Origin of the sequence: Aeromonas sp. QDB68 (genome assembly GCF_027707405.1) — a bacterium.
GTDB classification, from domain to species: domain Bacteria; phylum Pseudomonadota; class Gammaproteobacteria; order Enterobacterales; family Aeromonadaceae; genus Aeromonas; species Aeromonas caviae.
Map to the genome: position 1 here is coordinate 16,907 of NZ_JAPCIQ010000044.1, position 15,105 is coordinate 32,011.

At 63.9% G+C, this 15,105-nt stretch carries 15 protein-coding genes and 1 pseudogene; 6 read left to right on the forward strand and 10 right to left on the reverse strand.

The window, feature by feature from the left end; genetic code table 11:
• Positions 1 to 113: 113 nt before the first annotated feature.
• The 3 genes from PG892_RS13525 to PG892_RS13535 all read left to right on the forward strand — a co-directional run bounded on the left by PG892_RS13525 (position 114) and on the right by PG892_RS13535 (position 2,644).
• Entirely contained in the window at positions 114 to 1,307 is a 1,194-nt protein-coding gene (locus tag PG892_RS13525; RefSeq protein WP_041211460.1) for an aromatic amino acid transport family protein, read from the forward strand.
• A gap of 243 nt (positions 1,308 to 1,550) precedes the next feature.
• Positions 1,551 to 1,955, forward strand: coding sequence for an antitoxin Xre-like helix-turn-helix domain-containing protein (locus tag PG892_RS13530; RefSeq protein WP_041211580.1), 405 nt, complete (start codon positions 1,551 to 1,553; stop codon positions 1,953 to 1,955).
• On the forward strand, positions 1,955 to 2,644 hold the full coding sequence (locus tag PG892_RS13535; RefSeq protein ID WP_103260196.1) for an RES family NAD+ phosphorylase: 690 nt from the start codon (positions 1,955 to 1,957) through the stop codon (positions 2,642 to 2,644). Before PG892_RS13530 ends, PG892_RS13535 begins: the two co-directional genes overlap by 1 nt.
• A gap of 86 nt (positions 2,645 to 2,730) precedes the next feature.
• Here PG892_RS13535 and PG892_RS13540 read toward each other — a convergent pair whose 3' ends face one another.
• Positions 2,731 to 4,137: a DEAD/DEAH box helicase gene (locus PG892_RS13540; RefSeq protein ID WP_041211462.1), complete on the reverse strand. Its 1,407-nt coding sequence runs from the start codon at positions 4,135 to 4,137 to the stop codon at positions 2,731 to 2,733.
• A 305-nt stretch (positions 4,138 to 4,442) separates the two neighbouring features.
• On the opposite strand from PG892_RS13540, the gene PG892_RS13545 reads away from it, so the two are divergent.
• Positions 4,443 to 5,261, forward strand: a complete 819-nt coding sequence (locus PG892_RS13545) for a substrate-binding periplasmic protein (protein WP_442865635.1) — start codon at positions 4,443 to 4,445, stop codon at positions 5,259 to 5,261.
• 87 nt (positions 5,262 to 5,348) lie between these two features.
• On the opposite strand, the gene aroC is transcribed toward PG892_RS13545, so the two are convergent.
• Both aroC and prmB read right to left on the reverse strand, forming a co-directional pair.
• Positions 5,349 to 6,437, reverse strand: a complete 1,089-nt coding sequence (gene aroC, locus PG892_RS13550; RefSeq protein ID WP_042017130.1) for a chorismate synthase — start codon at positions 6,435 to 6,437, stop codon at positions 5,349 to 5,351.
• Positions 6,438 to 6,453: 16 nt separating this feature from the next.
• Positions 6,454 to 7,389 carry a 50S ribosomal protein L3 N(5)-glutamine methyltransferase gene (prmB, locus tag PG892_RS13555; protein WP_270825488.1) on the reverse strand — a complete coding sequence of 312 codons (936 nt, stop codon included), beginning with the start codon at positions 7,387 to 7,389 and terminating at the stop codon, positions 6,454 to 6,456.
• A gap of 65 nt (positions 7,390 to 7,454) precedes the next feature.
• Here prmB and smrB point away from each other — a divergent pair, with 65 nt between their 5' ends.
• On the forward strand, positions 7,455 to 7,979 hold the full coding sequence (gene smrB, locus PG892_RS13560; RefSeq protein ID WP_041211465.1) for an endonuclease SmrB: 525 nt from the start codon (positions 7,455 to 7,457) through the stop codon (positions 7,977 to 7,979).
• A 90-nt stretch (positions 7,980 to 8,069) separates the two neighbouring features.
• On the opposite strand, the gene PG892_RS13565 is transcribed toward smrB, so the two are convergent.
• The 6 genes and pseudogenes from PG892_RS13565 to PG892_RS13590 form a co-directional block, all read right to left on the reverse strand.
• Positions 8,070 to 8,342 (reverse strand): SRPBCC domain-containing protein, encoded by a 273-nt coding sequence (locus PG892_RS13565; RefSeq protein ID WP_235698355.1) that lies wholly within the window; start codon positions 8,340 to 8,342, stop codon positions 8,070 to 8,072.
• Positions 8,343 to 8,535: 193 nt separating this feature from the next.
• Positions 8,536 to 8,763 (reverse strand): DUF4287 domain-containing protein, encoded by a 228-nt coding sequence (locus PG892_RS13570; protein ID WP_223916322.1) that lies wholly within the window; start codon positions 8,761 to 8,763, stop codon positions 8,536 to 8,538.
• A 29-nt stretch (positions 8,764 to 8,792) separates the two neighbouring features.
• Positions 8,793 to 9,191, reverse strand: a complete 399-nt coding sequence (locus tag PG892_RS13575) for a GFA family protein (RefSeq protein WP_223916324.1) — start codon at positions 9,189 to 9,191, stop codon at positions 8,793 to 8,795.
• Positions 9,192 to 9,398: 207 nt separating this feature from the next.
• A complete protein-coding gene (locus PG892_RS13580; protein ID WP_049636770.1) occupies positions 9,399 to 9,764 on the reverse strand; it encodes a VOC family protein in 366 nt (121 codons plus the stop codon).
• 122 nt (positions 9,765 to 9,886) lie between these two features.
• A pseudogene (locus PG892_RS13585) lies at positions 9,887 to 11,332 on the reverse strand (chitinase).
• A 188-nt stretch (positions 11,333 to 11,520) separates the two neighbouring features.
• Positions 11,521 to 12,714, reverse strand: coding sequence for a methyltransferase (locus PG892_RS13590; RefSeq protein ID WP_049636771.1), 1,194 nt, complete (start codon positions 12,712 to 12,714; stop codon positions 11,521 to 11,523).
• 179 nt (positions 12,715 to 12,893) lie between these two features.
• Between PG892_RS13590 and PG892_RS13595 the strand changes: the two genes are divergently transcribed.
• Positions 12,894 to 13,472 carry a PhnA domain-containing protein gene (locus tag PG892_RS13595; RefSeq protein WP_049636772.1) on the forward strand — a complete coding sequence of 193 codons (579 nt, stop codon included), beginning with the start codon at positions 12,894 to 12,896 and terminating at the stop codon, positions 13,470 to 13,472.
• A gap of 341 nt (positions 13,473 to 13,813) precedes the next feature.
• Here PG892_RS13595 and PG892_RS13600 read toward each other — a convergent pair whose 3' ends face one another.
• Positions 13,814 to 14,839 carry a Wadjet anti-phage system protein JetD domain-containing protein gene (locus PG892_RS13600; protein ID WP_049636773.1) on the reverse strand — a complete coding sequence of 342 codons (1,026 nt, stop codon included), beginning with the start codon at positions 14,837 to 14,839 and terminating at the stop codon, positions 13,814 to 13,816.
• Positions 14,840 to 15,105 lie beyond the last annotated feature (266 nt).

Genomic DNA, 15,105 nt, shown 5'->3' on the forward strand with positions numbered 1-15,105 from the left:
CGTAACGATGTCTCCACTCCGATATTGCTAGCCTCCGGCCTTCCCCCGGAGGCACCCCGACACCTTGCACCCAGCCACCCTTCATGATGCTTTTTTAGATTCGGATGGATAACATGAATACCAAGACCCTAGGTTGTACCCTGTTGATTGCAGGCACCACCATAGGCGCCGGCATGCTGGCCCTGCCGCTGGCCTCCTCGTCCCTGGGCGGCCCCGCCACCCTGATGCTGATGATCGGCCTCTGGGCCCTGATGGCCTTCACCGCCATGCTGCAGGTGGAAGCCAGCCTCAGCACCGGCAAGTGGTACCTCCACCAGCTGGCGGATCACCTGCTCGGCCCCTGGGGCAAGGGCATCGCCTCCTTCTGCATCCTGATGCTGTTCTACGCCCTGGCCTCCGCCTACATCAGCGGCGGCAGCAGCCTGCTGGCCCAGGCATTGGCCGATGCCGGCCTTCCCCTCGGCCAGGAGCAGGCAGCCTGGGTCTTTACCCTGCTGTTTGGCGGCATGGTGTGCGTCGGCACCAGGCAGGTGGATTACCTCAACCGCCTGATGTTCACCGTGAAGCTGGTGATCATGGTGGCGGTGCTGGCGCTGCTGCTGCCCCGCGCCCAGGGGCAGCACCTGCTCTCCATGCCCCTCGGGGAAGGCCTGCTGCTGGCGGGCCTGCCGGTCATCTTCACCTCCTTCGGCTTCCACGGCTCCATCCCGAGCGTCATGCTCTACCTCGGGGACAACCCCAGGCAGTTGCGCCGGGTCTTCGTGTGGGGCTCCGCCTTGCCACTCGTGCTCTACGTGCTGTGGCAGGTCGCCATCCTGGGGCTGCTGGGCCAGCAATCCCTGATCCAGACCGGCGGCGCCCTGGACAGCCTGCTGGCCAACGTCGGCGGCCTGGTGAGCTGGCCCGCCTTCAACCAGGCGATGCATCTGTTTGCGGATCTTGCGCTCGCCACCTCCTTCCTCGGGGTGACCCTGGGACTGTTCGACTTCATGGCCAAGGTGACCCGTCGCAAGGACAACTGGCAGGGCCGCACCCAGACCGGCCTCATCACCTTCGTGCCGCCCCTGCTGTTCGCCCTCTACTTTCCGCAAGGCTTCATCATGGCGCTGGGTTACGCCGCCATTGCGCTGGCGGTGCTGGCGGTGCTGCTGCCGGTGGCTCTGGTGTGGCAGAGCCGCAAGCAGGCCGAGGCAGACCACTACCGCGTCCCGGGTGGCGTGCTGGCCCTGGGTCTGGCCGGTGCCATGGGGGTACTGATCGTCGGGGTGCAGGTCAGCGTCAGCATGGGGCTGCTGCCCGCCCTCTGATCTCCCCGACCCGACAAGCAGAAACGCCGCAAAGAGACACGCCCCGCCAACCCAGTTGGCGGGGCGTTTCATTGGCACGGGCTCACTTGGCCGACCCACGCCCCTCCTCGCGAAATCCATCCAATAATGAACATTTGAGTGCAACCATGTATAGATATGTACATGACTGCGCCCCTGCCCTACACTGCTTAGCAGACAACTCATGATCCCGTGCCCGTCTGGCACGCCAACCCGGGAGGCAACATGGTCGCCACCGCATCTCTTCCCCGGCAACAGCCCGCCGTCGATCCCAGCAAGGCCCTGCCCGTGGTGTTTCGCATCCTGGACAAATGGCAGTGCAGCACGGATGAACAGCTCAGGCTGCTTGGCATTACCTCCCGCTCCACCCTGAACAAGTACAAGGAGGCCAGCGGCGGCATTCGGCTGAGCGCCGATCTCCAGGAGCGGATGAGCTATTTGCTCAACATCCACAAGAGCCTGCGGCTACTGTTCAGCCTGGATGAGAGCATCTATGGCTGGGTGCGCAAACCCAACAGCCACCCCTTCTTTGCCGGGCGCAGCGCCATGGAGGTCATGCAGGGTGGGCGGGTGGCCGATCTCTACGAAGTGGCCACCCGGCTGCACGCCTGGCGCGGGGAGATGGCCTGATGTCCTCCCCGCCCTTGCGCGCCTTCCACAATGCATGCGCCTATCGCATCATTCCGAGCCGCTTTCCCCCCATCTGCCTCTATGAAGACGTCGCTACCGCCGACGAGCTGGAGGCGGTCTGGGCCGTCGAGGCCCTGACCAACGACAGGCTGAGGGAAGAAGCGGGCGAGCTGATGCGGGTGCCCAGGGAAGACTGGCTGGTGGGGCTGCCCGGCGGCAGCTATGTGATGGCCGCCTTCACTCACCTCAATCCCGAGGGTGCCCGTTTCACCACGGGGGACTTTGGCGGCTACTATTGTGCCCCCTCCCTCGACACCGGCATCAAGGAGACGGTCTACCACAGGGAGCGGATCTTCGGGTACACCCGGGAGCCGGCCCAGAAGGTGCAGATGCGGGTGATCCAGGCGCAGTTCAGCGCCAGCCTCATCGACATCACGGGCCCGGCGTTTCTGCCAGGCCCCCTCTATCACGCCACCGATTACGGCCCCGCCCAGGCCTTCGCCCGGGAGCAGAAGGTCGCCGGGGCGGACGGCATCCACTACCGCTCGGTGCGCCACCCCGGTCACGACTGTCACGTGCTCTATCGCCCCCGCCTGGTCAGCCGTGTGGACCACGCCCGTCATCTGGAGTACCACTGGAGCGGCGAGGCCATCACCCATGTGCTGGAGATCCGCCTCTACGGTGAATAGCGTCTACCAGGACAAAAAAAGCCCCGCCAGATTGTCGGGGCTTTTTGTATCAACCGAACAGTGGGGGAGCCTGGCTCCCTGACCGCTTACTGGTTGTGGCTGGCGCGACGGGGACGACGGGCCTGGGCCGGCTTCGCGGCGCCATCAGCCGGACGCTGACCACCCTGAGGCTTGGGCTTGCCGCCGTTGCCAGTGCGATTGCCACCGCCGTTACCACCGCCGCCATTGCCGGAGCGACCGGCCCCCTGACGCTGGCCTTGACCTTGCGGACGCGGCGCACGGCGCTGCTCGCTCGGATCCCGCGGCTCTTTGCGAAGCGGCGCACCGATACCACGGGCGATGTTGTCGAGGGTCTCGCGGGAGGCTTCAAAGCCGGCCACCTGCTCGCAGGGGATGTTCTGCTTGGTCAGGCGCTCGATGGCCTTGATGAGCTTGCCTTCATCGGCCGCGACCAAGGAGATGGCGTGACCGGCGGCGCCGGCACGGCCGGTACGACCGATACGGTGCACGTAATCTTCCGCCACGTTCGGCAGCTCGAAGTTGACCACCTGCGGCAGTTTGTCGATGTCCAGGCCACGGGCGGCGATGTCGGTCGCCACCAGCACCTTGACGCTGCCATCCTTGAAACCGGCCAGGGCACGGGTACGGGCACCCTGGCTCTTGTTGCCGTGGATGGCGGCGGCGCTGACGCCGTTCTTGTCGAGGGTCTCGGCAACGCGGTTGGCCATGTGCTTGGTACGGGTGAACACCAGCACCTGCTGCCAGTCGTTGCTGGTGACCAGGTGACTCAGCAGGGCAATCTTGTTGGCTTTGTCGCAGGGGTGTACCAGCTGCTCGATGCGCTCGGCGGTGCTGTTGCGCGGGGTCACTTCGATCACCGCCGGGTTGTCCAGCAGACCGGTGGCAAGCTCGCGAATTTCGTCGGCGAAGGTGGCGGAGAAGAGCAGGTTCTGACGCTTCTTCGGCAGCAGGGCCAGGATGCGGCGGATGTCGCGGATAAAGCCCATGTCGAGCATGCGATCCGCTTCGTCCAGTACCAGGATCTCCACTTCATCGAACTTGACGGCGTTCTGGTTGTAGAGATCCATCAGGCGGCCCGGGCAGGCCACCAGCACGTCCAGACCACGGCGGGTCGCCATCATCTGGGGGTTGATGCTCACGCCGCCAAATACCACGTGGCTGCGGATCGGCAGGTGTTTGCCGTAGTTGCGCACGCTCTCGCCCACCTGGGCGGCCAGCTCGCGGGTCGGGGTCAGCACCAGGGCACGGATGCGATTCGGGGAGACCTTGCGCTTGCTTTCAGTCAGACGCTGCAGCATCGGCAGGGTGAAACCTGCGGTCTTGCCGGTCCCGGTCTGGGCGGCGGCCATCAGATCACGGCCAGCCAGTACCGCCGGGATCGCTTGTTGCTGGATGGGAGACGGGGTGTCGTAGCCTTGCTCGGCAACGGCACGCAACAAGGGTTCGGCCAGACCGAGGGAAGTAAAACTCATAGTTACCTGCTAGGGATAGGGGCGCCAAAGATCGTGGTGGGGCTCCTCTGCTGAGCCGATGCCATCTCACAGGATCCGGGCCTATAGAGAAAACAACGATTTCCCCGGGGAGCAGAGCAAAGGGGAAAGAATAGAGGCGCAGTCTAACGGAGTTGGCGCACTTAGACGAGGAAAATGTGATGCGCCTCCCAGCACGGCTGGAAATAGGGACGAAGGCAGGACAAAATGGCCCGAATCGCCGTATGTATCAATGCCCCTGCGCAGCCTGCCGGGGACGGCGCGATACACGGAACAGGAGGTTTTGATTGAAACGGAAGTTCACCCCCACCGCCCGGCGCATGCTGGGCCTCGTCCTGCCCCTGCTCTTCGCCCAGCCCCTCGCCGCCAGGGAGACCCTGTCGGTGGCCTGGAGCCACTGGCCCCCTTTCAGTCAAATCGCTGCCGACGGCACCCTCGGTGGACTGGACGTGACCCTGACCCGCCAGATCCTGGGCAAGGCAGGCGTGGAGCCCGCCTTTCGCAACCTCCCCTGGGCCCGGGCCCTCTACCTCATGGAGCGCCAGCAGCTGGACGTGGCCATGGGCGCCCTGAAAACCCCCGAGCGGGAGCGGTTCGCCCGCTTCTCCGCCCCCTATCGGCGCGCCAGCTTCGTGCTGCTGAGCCAGCGCCCGCAGGCCGGGGAGCCCGACGGCTGGCAAGGGCTCACAGAGCTGGCAACCCTCTGCCAGGCCAAGGGGCTTCGACTTGGCAAGCTGCGGGGTACCCGCCCCCTGCCGATGAACGAGGAGTGCCCTGCCCTCGGGCAGGCGAGTGAATACAACAGCGATGACAGGCTGCTCACTCTCTTGCTGGCGCGCCGCCTCGACGGCGTCATCATGGAGTGGCAATACGCCCGCTACCGGCTCGGCCAGCTCGGGGCGAGCGACGCCATCCAGTGTCAGGTGCTCTTGCACCAGCAGCCGGTGCGCCTGATGTTTGCCAAAGAGGCCGTGAACGATGAGGCGCTCGCCCGCATTGATGCCGCCATCGCCACCCTGCCCTCACCGGACCCCGCCTTTGCGCCGCCCCGCTGCCGCCTGGACGCAACCCGGCACCCATCGCTCTCGACGCCATCGGCCCCCTGAGGCTGGCGCCGGCAAAAAACCATGAAAATGGCGACCCTGGGGTCGCCTTGTGGTATCTGGTGATCACTCACCCTGCCCGCAGCATGATCAGCGCAGCTGTGGGGTCTGGGTGTGCACGCCCTGGTTCTGGGCGCGGTGGCGCAGCAGGTGATCCATCAGCACCAGGGCCAGCATGGCCTCGGCGATGGGCACGGCACGGATGCCGACGCAGGGGTCGTGACGCCCCTTGGTGATCATCTCGGTGGCCTCACCGCTGGTGGTGATGGTCTTGCCCGGCACCGTGATGCTGGAGGTGGGCTTGAGGGCCATGCTCACCACGATCTCCTGACCCGACGAAATGCCCCCCAGGATGCCCCCCGCATGATTGCTGGCAAAGCCGGTCGGAGTCATCTCGTCCCGGTGCTCCGAGCCTTTTTGCTCCACCACCGCGAAGCCGTCACCGATCTCCACCCCTTTCACCGCGTTGATGCCCATCATGGCGTGGGCGATGTCGGCGTCGAGGCGGTCGAACACCGGCTCCCCCAGGCCCACCGGCACGTTGCGCGCCACGACACACACCTTGGCCCCCACGCTGTTGCCCTCTTTCTTGAGGGCACGCATGTATTCATCGAGCGCCTCCAGCTTGCCCGCATCGGGGAAGAAGAAGGGGTTCTGCTCGATCTGGCTCTCGTCGAACCCTTCCGCCTTGATGGGGCCGAGCTGGGAGAGAAAACCCACGATCTCGATGCCGTGCACCTGTTTCAGGTACTTCTTGGCGATGGCCCCCGCCGCGACCCGCATGGCGGTCTCGCGGGCCGAGGAGCGGCCGCCGCCACGGTAGTCACGCTGGCCGTACTTCTGGTGATAGGTGTAGTCGGCGTGGCCGGGTCGGAACAGATCCTTGATCTCGGAATAGTCCTTGGAGCGCTGATCGGTGTTCTCGATGAGCAGCCCGATGGAGGTGCCCGTGGTCTTGCCCTCGAACACCCCGGAGAGGATCTTCACCTCGTCCGCCTCGCGGCGCTGGGTGGTGTAGCGGGACGTGCCGGGCTTGCGCCGGTCCAGATCCCCCTGCAAATCGTCTTCGCTTATCTCCAGCCCCGGCGGGCAGCCGTCGACCACGGCGCCCAGCGCCAGACCGTGGCTCTCGCCGAAGGTGGTGACCCGAAAGAGTTGGCCGAAACTGTTCCCTGCCATGGATGCTCCTTGCTGCTTAGTTCTTGTAAATGGCGAAATGGGCCTGGTACTGCTCGAGCTCTGCGCGGGTCATCACAAAGACGCCGTGACCGCCGTTCTCGAACTCGACCCAGGTGAAGGGCACCTCGGGGAACTGGGCTTCCAGGTGGATCATGCTGTTGCCCACCTCGACCACCAGCACGCCATTCTCTTTCAGGAAGTCGGCGGCATTGGCCAGCAGGCGCTTGGTGAGCTTGAGGCCGTCGGAGCCCGACGCCAGGGCCAGCTCAGGCTCGTGGCGAAACTCCTCCGGCAGATCCGACATGTCTTCGGAGTCCACATAGGGCGGGTTGGAGACGATGAGATCGTACTTGTCACCGGCCGGCAGATCCCGGAACAGATCGGAGCGAATGGGGATGACCTGCTGCTCGAGACCGTGATCGTTGATGTTGCGCTCGGCCACGTTGAGGGCATCGACGCTGATGTCGATGGCATCCACTTCCGCATGGGGGAACTCGTGGGCCATGATGATGGCGATGCAGCCGGAGCCGGTGCACAAGTCCATGATCCGGGTCGGTTCGTCTTTCAGGAAGGGGGCGAAGCGGTTGGCCACCATCTCGGCGATGGGGGAGCGCGGAATGAGCACCCGCTCGTCCACATAGAACTCCCAGCCCGCATACCAGGCCTTGTTGGTCAGGTAAGGCGCCGGAATGCGCTCCTGCACGCGGCGGATGATGAGCTCGGCGATGCGGTGGCGCTCGCTGGTGGTCAGGCGGGAGTGGCGCATGCCCGGATCCACGTCCGGCGGCAGATGTAACGCGGGCAGCACCAGTTGCACGGCCTCATCCCAGGCGTTGTCGGTACCATGTCCGTAGAAGATCCCGGCGTCGTTGAAACGACTCATGGCCCAGCGCAACATGTCCTGGATGGTGTGCATTTCGGCAACCACCTCATCGATAAATATCTTGTCCAAATCCACCTCCAAGTCGAGTAATATCCGGCCCGAGAATTTTATACAGCGAGCAAGACGAGTACCTGATGAAAAAAACGCCCTCACTCACAGACGAGGAAAGCCTGCTGTTTCGTGATGCTGTCAAAGGTACCCGGAAAATTAAGCAAGATACCATAAGGGCCTCCTCAAGCCCGGTCAAGCAGAAACGCGAAGTGCGCGAGAGCCGCGAAAAGCTTGGGGTTGACCACTTTTTCAGCGACGAGTATCAGCCCCATCTCGAGGCGGACGGGCCGACCCGTTACGTGCGCGACGACGTGTCAAAATTCGAGCTGAAAAAGCTCAAGCGCGGCAGCTACCCGCCGGAGATTTATCTGGATCTGCACGGCATGAACCAGCACCAGGCCAAGCAGGAGCTGGCGGCCCTGCTCACCCTGTGCCGAAAAGAGAACATCCACGTCGCCTCGGTGATGCACGGCATCGGCAAGCACATCCTCAAGCAGCGCATCCCGAGCTGGCTGGCCCAGCACCCCGCTGTGCGCGCCTTTCACCAGGCGCCGCGGGAGTGGGGGGGCGAGAGCGCCATCCTGGTGCTGCTGGACATCGAGGAGTGACCCCCTTCCCCGCCCCGCCTTGCTCCGGGCGAACGCCATAAAAAAACCACCGCCAGCTTGCGGTGGTTTTTTCTTGGCGCCCCACAGGGGTCAGCCGGCGGCTTCCATATGGCGCTTGAAGTTATCCAGGATGCTCTGCCACCCCGCCCGCTGCTGTTCGCCGCTGTGCAGGGACTCGGCATCGAACCGCTCCTCCACCCGGGTGCCCCCCTGCTCTGCCACGAACCGCACGCTCACCTCGCGGCCATCGTCCATGACGTAGCCGAGCCCCGTCGGCGCTGTGACCTCGGTGAAGGTCCCCTCGAAATCGAACCCCGTGCTGCCATCCCGCGCCGCCATGTGGTGGCAAAAACGCCCGCCCACCCGCAGGTCCACCCAGCTTTGGGGGGCAGTGCCACTGCGGGGAGGCGGCGTTCCACGCCATGATGCTGGCGGGGGTGTTCCAGCCCTGCCACACATCGGCAATCGGCCTGGCAACCCAGACGCTGACGCTTATCTTCATCTCTCTGCTCCTCTGGCTTTCCTGCACTTTTTGCACTGTGGCACTGTGGCACTGTCATGCCACGCCGGGCGCATCGGGCTGCGCCAAAAAATGGGCCACCAAGGCATTGGCATGGCCGTGACCCATGGCGTGTTCGCCCTTGAGCCAGGCCACCAGGGCCATGTGTTTGCGCTCCTCCCGCCCTGCCAGCAGGGTCAGCCAGTGGGCGATGGGCCGGCCGTATTTCTGCTCGATGGCAGGAAAGTAGGAGGCAGGCCCCTTCACCTTCGGTTGTTCATCCATGATGGCTTCTCCTCGGGGTGAGTACAGGCTCAGGGTTTGGGGGCGAACTGCTCGAACACCTGCTGTCCGGTCAGGGTCGGGGTGTCGTTCTTGAGAGCATAGAAGTCGGGCTTCTCGTCGATGAAGATCTGCCCGGTGAGTTCGAACTCCTGATCCTGAAACAGGCCGGCGGAGAGGATGTACTCTTCCGTCGGCAACAGATGGTAGAAAAGATGGGTGCCGCAGGTGGGGCAGAATCCGCGCTCCGCCCACTCCGACGAGCGGTAGGCCACCGGGGCCATCCCGGTGAACCGCACGCCCTTGCCCCCGTGCACCGCGAACATGGGCCCCCCTGACCAGCGCCGGCACATGGCGCAGTGACACAGGTTGACCTCCTTGTGATCGCCGCTCGACACGGTGATCCCGCCACACAGACAATGTCCTTCCATGATGCCTCCTGAGAGTTGGGGCGACAGACCGGGCGAACGGGTGCTCGCCTTCTTGCCGCACCAGATGAAGTAGCACGGGATCCGGGGGGCGACAACTGACCATACCGGGGCCTTACCGCGAGGCTGAGGCTCCCGGAGCGGGAAAATCCCCCTCTTTATTCATCGTATGAATGACTCAACACACCCCATGCACCGGATAAATAATGGTCAGGTTCCCTCCTGCAAGGCGATGCGATTCCCCTCGCAATCCCGACACTCCGCCACCCGGAGGCTCTCCCCGACCCGGGTGACTGGATAGAGACAGGCCCCGCCCGATGCCAGTGCCCGGGCCATGGCCCCCTCGATGTCAGCCACCCGCAGATAGATCCGGGTGCCATCCAGGCTCGGCACATAGCTCTCCCCCTTCGCCAGGGCGCCGGAGCAGCCCGCCGTGCCACTTTCCAGGGGAAAGAGCGCCATCTCGTTGCCATCGATCTGCACCCGCTCCAGCACCGTCTCGAAGACCCCCTCATAGAAGCGAATGGCTCTCTCCAGATCCTGTACCGGAATTTCAAAATGAATGGCGATGTTCATGGTCATCCTCCCTCGGTGTGAATCCGCACTCTATCAGTGCCAAAAGAGGCGCAACAAGCCAGCGCGGCGATCAACAAGGGAGGCGCGCGGCCTCCCCGGGGTGCTTGCGCTTGTACTGACTCTCAGGTCACCGGTGCCCAGGGGTCGCCCTTGCCCGGCTCGTTGCCCTGGGTCCACCACTTGGCCTGATAGATGATCCCCTTGTGGCTCACCTTGTTGCCCGCGGTGTAGACCTTGCCTGCCTCCCAGGCCGGTACCCCGTCCACCAGTGGCGTGCCGGGGTCGACCGGGGCCGGATCCAGCGTGGCCACCACCCGTACCTTGGGCCAGCTGGCGTGGGAGCCGTAGAAGTTGGTCACGCACTTCTCGTAATCCCCCGGCACCAGGGCCGAATAGGCGGTCTGGTACCCCACCAGATCACACTCGAAGGAGTAGCCGCCGGGTCTGTCCGGGTAGTATTTCCAGTTGCCGTCCCAGTTGGTGTAGAGCACGTCGGTGGCGCCGTTGAGGTTGAGGCTGCCATAGGGGATCTGCTGCCAGCAGGTGTTCTTCTCGTCCGCCAGCAGCGGGATCCCGTAGTGGGCCGCAAGCCCCTCCCAGTAGCGGATGCAGTTGACCGGCTGGCCCTTGTCTTGTTCTGCTCGCCGCACCTCGATGCCACCGTTGATGATGTTGATGGTGGTGCCAAAGCCGTAGCCGATGCCCGCCGCCAGCTCACGCTGGGAGGGCACCCAGGTCCGGTCGATGACGTGCAGCATGGCGGGTTTGGGAGCCTGGGGCGTCAGGAAGAACCAGATGGCGGAGGCGAGGTTGAGCCAGGAGTCCGCCACCAGCCCGGGGTTGTTGAGGAGCACGGTGGCGTCGCCGTCGAACATGGCCTCGGAGAAGGCGCCGTAGTTGAAGTGGTAGGAGAGCTGCTTGGCGCCGCGACCGAAATAGCCCTGACCGGTGCTGCAGGGCCAGCGCCGGTTCTGCCAGTCACTCTGGCCACACCCCGTGGTGTAGCCGGTCTGCCCCTCAGACCAACCCATCTCCCGCACGTGCACCAGGGCCTATTGCCACTCCTCCAGCCCAAGGGGGTTGTCGGAGACATTCTCCTTGGCAATGTGGCCGCCGGTCTCCTGGGCAAAGTGGGCGAAGGCGGTGATGATGGACTTCTTGCAGATGGCGTCCGCATTGCGCCCGTCCGTGTAGTCGCCGCAGAAGGCGGGGAACTTGCCCACCGCCCGCAGGAAGCGCTCGTAGGTGTACTCCGGGGCGGCCATCTGGGTCAGGAACTCCCAGTCCGATTCGGTGAAGACCCGCTCGACCCGCTTGACGTTGTCCGGGTTGCCGGGGGCGCGTGCCACGATGGCCTCCACCACCGAATTGGGCCGGGTGGCCAGGGCGTGGGACCAGATCCCGTACATGAGGTTGGCGGTCTTGGCCTGGGCCGCACTGGCAAGATCCGCCGCCGCCATCACATAGCCGCCGCTGTTCTGGGGATCGGGCTGGATTGTCATGGCGCTCTGGCCGGGCAGTGCCCAGACGAGGGCAACCAGGCAGGCGGTACGCGTGAGCATGAACATGGGTAACCATCCTTGTCTTGAAAATGTCAGGGCGAGCATAGGCATCCTGACAACTAAATTCACGACAAGAATTAAGAATTTGGCGAAATTGTGAGCCATGCCTCCCTGCACTCAGATGGCGCTCGTTTGCAGGGGGATCCAGCCCCTGGTCTTGCGGCCGCAGCCATCCGACCTGTCCGGACTCTTGCTCAGATCCCCCCTGCGCGCACCGCCCGGATCAGCAGATTGCGCGGGGTCATGGGTTTGGGACAGAAGGTGCCCACCTCCACCCGGTAGCCCTGCTCCTCGAGGAAAAGGGCGCGATCGAGCAGCAGCCAGATTTCCAGGGGACGGCGAAACAGGTGGCGCACCAGCTCCATGCGGGCGACATCGCCAAAGCGCCGCTCCCCCTGTGCCAGCAAGGCGGCGTAGTCGAGCCCCGCGGGCAAGCCCATCCCCTTGCGTTCGGCGGCCCAGTGGCAGAAATCCTCGAAGCCCCCGGTCAGCAGGCTCTTTTGCAGGTTGGGCACCGGCAGGTACTCATCCACCCCGCGCACCTGGCGCTGCAGGCAGTCGAAGGCGAGGCGCCACACCACCTCCCGCTCCCGCAGCCGGGCGATGCGGGCACCGCCGGTCACCGTCTCCTGCAGCGGCAGCTTCAAATCGCTCTTGCCAAGGCGCAGGGCACTGGCCCTGGCGGCCCGAGAGAGGGGCGCGTAGTGCTCTCCTCTGATGAGGTGGTAGCAACACGGGGAGAGGGTCACCCCCTGGGCACGCCCCTCGGCCACCCGCGTCAACAGATGGGTGTGCAGATCGCCGCAGGCATGGAGCGCCATGGCGTGATGGTGCGGGGCGATGAGGGCCCCGGACTCGGCGGCAAAGGCATCCGCCTCCACGAACCGCATGTTGGCGCCGTCGCGCGCGGCGAGCCGCCGCCCCTCCTCGCAGAGCGCCCCCTGCCACTCCAGGCTAAGGATCTCCGCGCCACGGTGCAGCGACACCAGGCGCCCCAGATGCCCCTTGCCGGCGCACCACTCCAGATAGGGACCTTGGTGGGGGGGCAGGCAGCCGGTGAAGGCCTCTATCTGCCCCTGCTTGCGTCCCGGCATGTACATCGCCATGGTCCTGGCGCACTGGACGGGCTCTGGGGCGAAAGGGGCAAGCTCGCCGAGGGCCTGCAACTCGGCCCCCGCCGGGATCCAGGGGGCAAGCAGGGTGCAGAGCGCATCCATGTCCCCGTCGAGGTGCGCTATCTCGTCAAGGGTCAGGGCTGCCAGGCACTTCGCAAGGGCTGGCGCCTCGCGGGCAAAGGCGATCCCCAAATGGTGATAGGGCTGGTATTGCCACCAGCGTCGCTCGGCGGTGAGCAAGCAGTCCAGTTGTCGAAAACGGTGGGCCAGCACGGTGAACCTGTCCTTTGGCGCAAAAAGGGAGGCTCATTCTAGCGATCTGCCGTCAAAAAGCACTCGCCTGTGCGCCGCTGGTAGCCTGACAAAAAGCAGGGATTTGTGCTATATTCCGGCCCCTCATTCGCGCAGCCCGCCACGGCGAGCAGCTTTACCCCTATAAACGGAACCCAATCATGACCATCAATGCCATCCTGCAAGCCCGTGCAAATGCCAAATGCGAGCTGTGTGGCGCAGAACATGCGCTGACTGCCTTCCCGGTGCCGCACTCCCCCGCCAGCGACGACGACCACAGCGTGGCCCTCTGCGCCACCTGCCGCGGCCAGCTGGAGCAGCCGGACACCACGGAGGTGAACCACTGGCGCTGCCTGGGTGACAGCATGTGGAGCCAGGTGCCGGCGGTGCAGGTGATGGCCTGGCGCCAGTTGAAGGCCCTCGTCGCCCGGGGCGAGCTCTGGGCCCAGGACATGCTGGACATGATGTACATGGAAGACGAGGTCAAGGCCTGGGCAGACGCCGGCGTGACCAGCGACGCTGACGACAGCGTGCCGACCGTCGACTCCAATGGCGCCGTGCTGGTGGAAGGGGACTCCGTCACCCTGATCAAGGATCTGGACGTCAAGGGCGCGGGCTTCACCGCCAAGCGCGGCACCCTGGTCAAGGGCATTCGCCTGACCAACAACCCGCTGCACATCGAGGGCAAGGTCAACGGCATGCAGATCGTGCTGGTGGCCGCCTACCTGAAGAAGGCCTGATACCGCCCCTTCAAGCCAGAAGCGCCCCCAGGGGCGCTTTTTTGTTGCCTCTGTTTCCTGCCGTTCGGGTGGCACTCGCGGGAAACTGGACTATCCTGCAAACCAGTTCCGCGGTATGCCCCTCCCCTGACTGTCAGTGCGCCAACGGAGAGGGCCTTCCCGGCACGCATGGAAAGACCCCGGGCACCCTGATCCCCATGGCGCCCACGAGACAAGGAGCCGCCCCATGGCCAGCAAGAAAGAGATCAAGAAGAAGATCGCCGCCCGCCAGGCGAAAATCGCCAAGCACGAAAGCAAGATCAAAAAGCTGAAAAAAGCCCTGAAATAGGGGCTGACAACCATTAAAACCGCCTGATGGCGGTTTTTTCATTACTGCGTTGGCCGCAAGGCGCGTCGAGTGGCCATGACTGCCAACCTCCGGCTAGCACCAATACTTCCTGTTCCAACCACAATCCCCTTTCGATCAGATATATAAGGACCTCTTCCAGTTGCTTGCCATGCTCACTCACCACGGGGACCTCCTCCCATGGGATCTTGCCTCTGCTGATCGGTTGCCCCTCCAGACGGCGGATCAGAGTGCGGGCATAGTGATGAACATAGGCCATCAAGGTGTCGGGTAGCCAAAGAGCCAACGGACGACGAAGGGCATGGGCCAGCTCGTTAGCGATATCCAATCCGCGCTGATCCAGATCGCCAAAATGGGCCCAGGGTACGGCAGCCGGCAACAGCGGGAATACCTGACGTGCCAACTTGGTATTGCGGCCAGGCACATAGAGCAACAACTCCCCCACTTGCAGCGGGTAATCCACGAAAGCTCCCTTGTTCTCCACCGTGACCAGTTGCCGCCCCTGCCACTCAATGCCATGTAACTTACTCAAGCAGCGCTCCGGTAAGACCAGCTCTCCCAATAGTGCCAGTTGCGCCCTCATGTCGTGGCGCAGTCCGTCCTGGTCGATGAGTGACAGCGGGCTCAGCGTGCGAAGTCGAATCACTTCATCCTGTGTCAGCGTGATGTCGATAGCATCATTATCTGGATCTATCCCGCTCTTGCTGTCCCCATGCCAGAGGGCATGAAAACTGGCCTGGTTTAGATGTGCGGGCAGGTCCACCCCGAGAGCCCGTATCGTGTCACGCCTGTCCGGCATCACTGGTGCAACCTGTGCCAGCTGTGCTGCGAGATAATTCCTTCCAGCATCGGTCAACACATGACGAGCCCCTCGTCCCACTGGCTTGACTCCACCCACAGCCTGCAGGAGATCTCTCAACTCGCGGCCATGCTTGCTATCGAGTGAATATCCCTGGTTATTAGTGTCTGCCAGCAAGCGGGCACAGAGATCCTGCACACGACGCTCATCAAAAAGTGACATCCTCCCCCCCTCTTTCATTGCGGTTCCATATGGCCAAGTAGAGGGGATCTTTCTGTCCACAACCGTGACCTGTCTCGCACCAAAGGAAGATCGCTCTTTCAAACCGTCACCCGTCCACAAGCTCGTGGCAGGATGGTCAGCGGTTACGATTGGCAATCCATCGACATCGGTGAAATCAGTATGCTGCGACGCCATCTTAAATGCGAAAGGGGACTCCCTCCGACGTAGGTGGGAGGGGAATTTCGCCGGGGCGTCAGCCCCGCTGG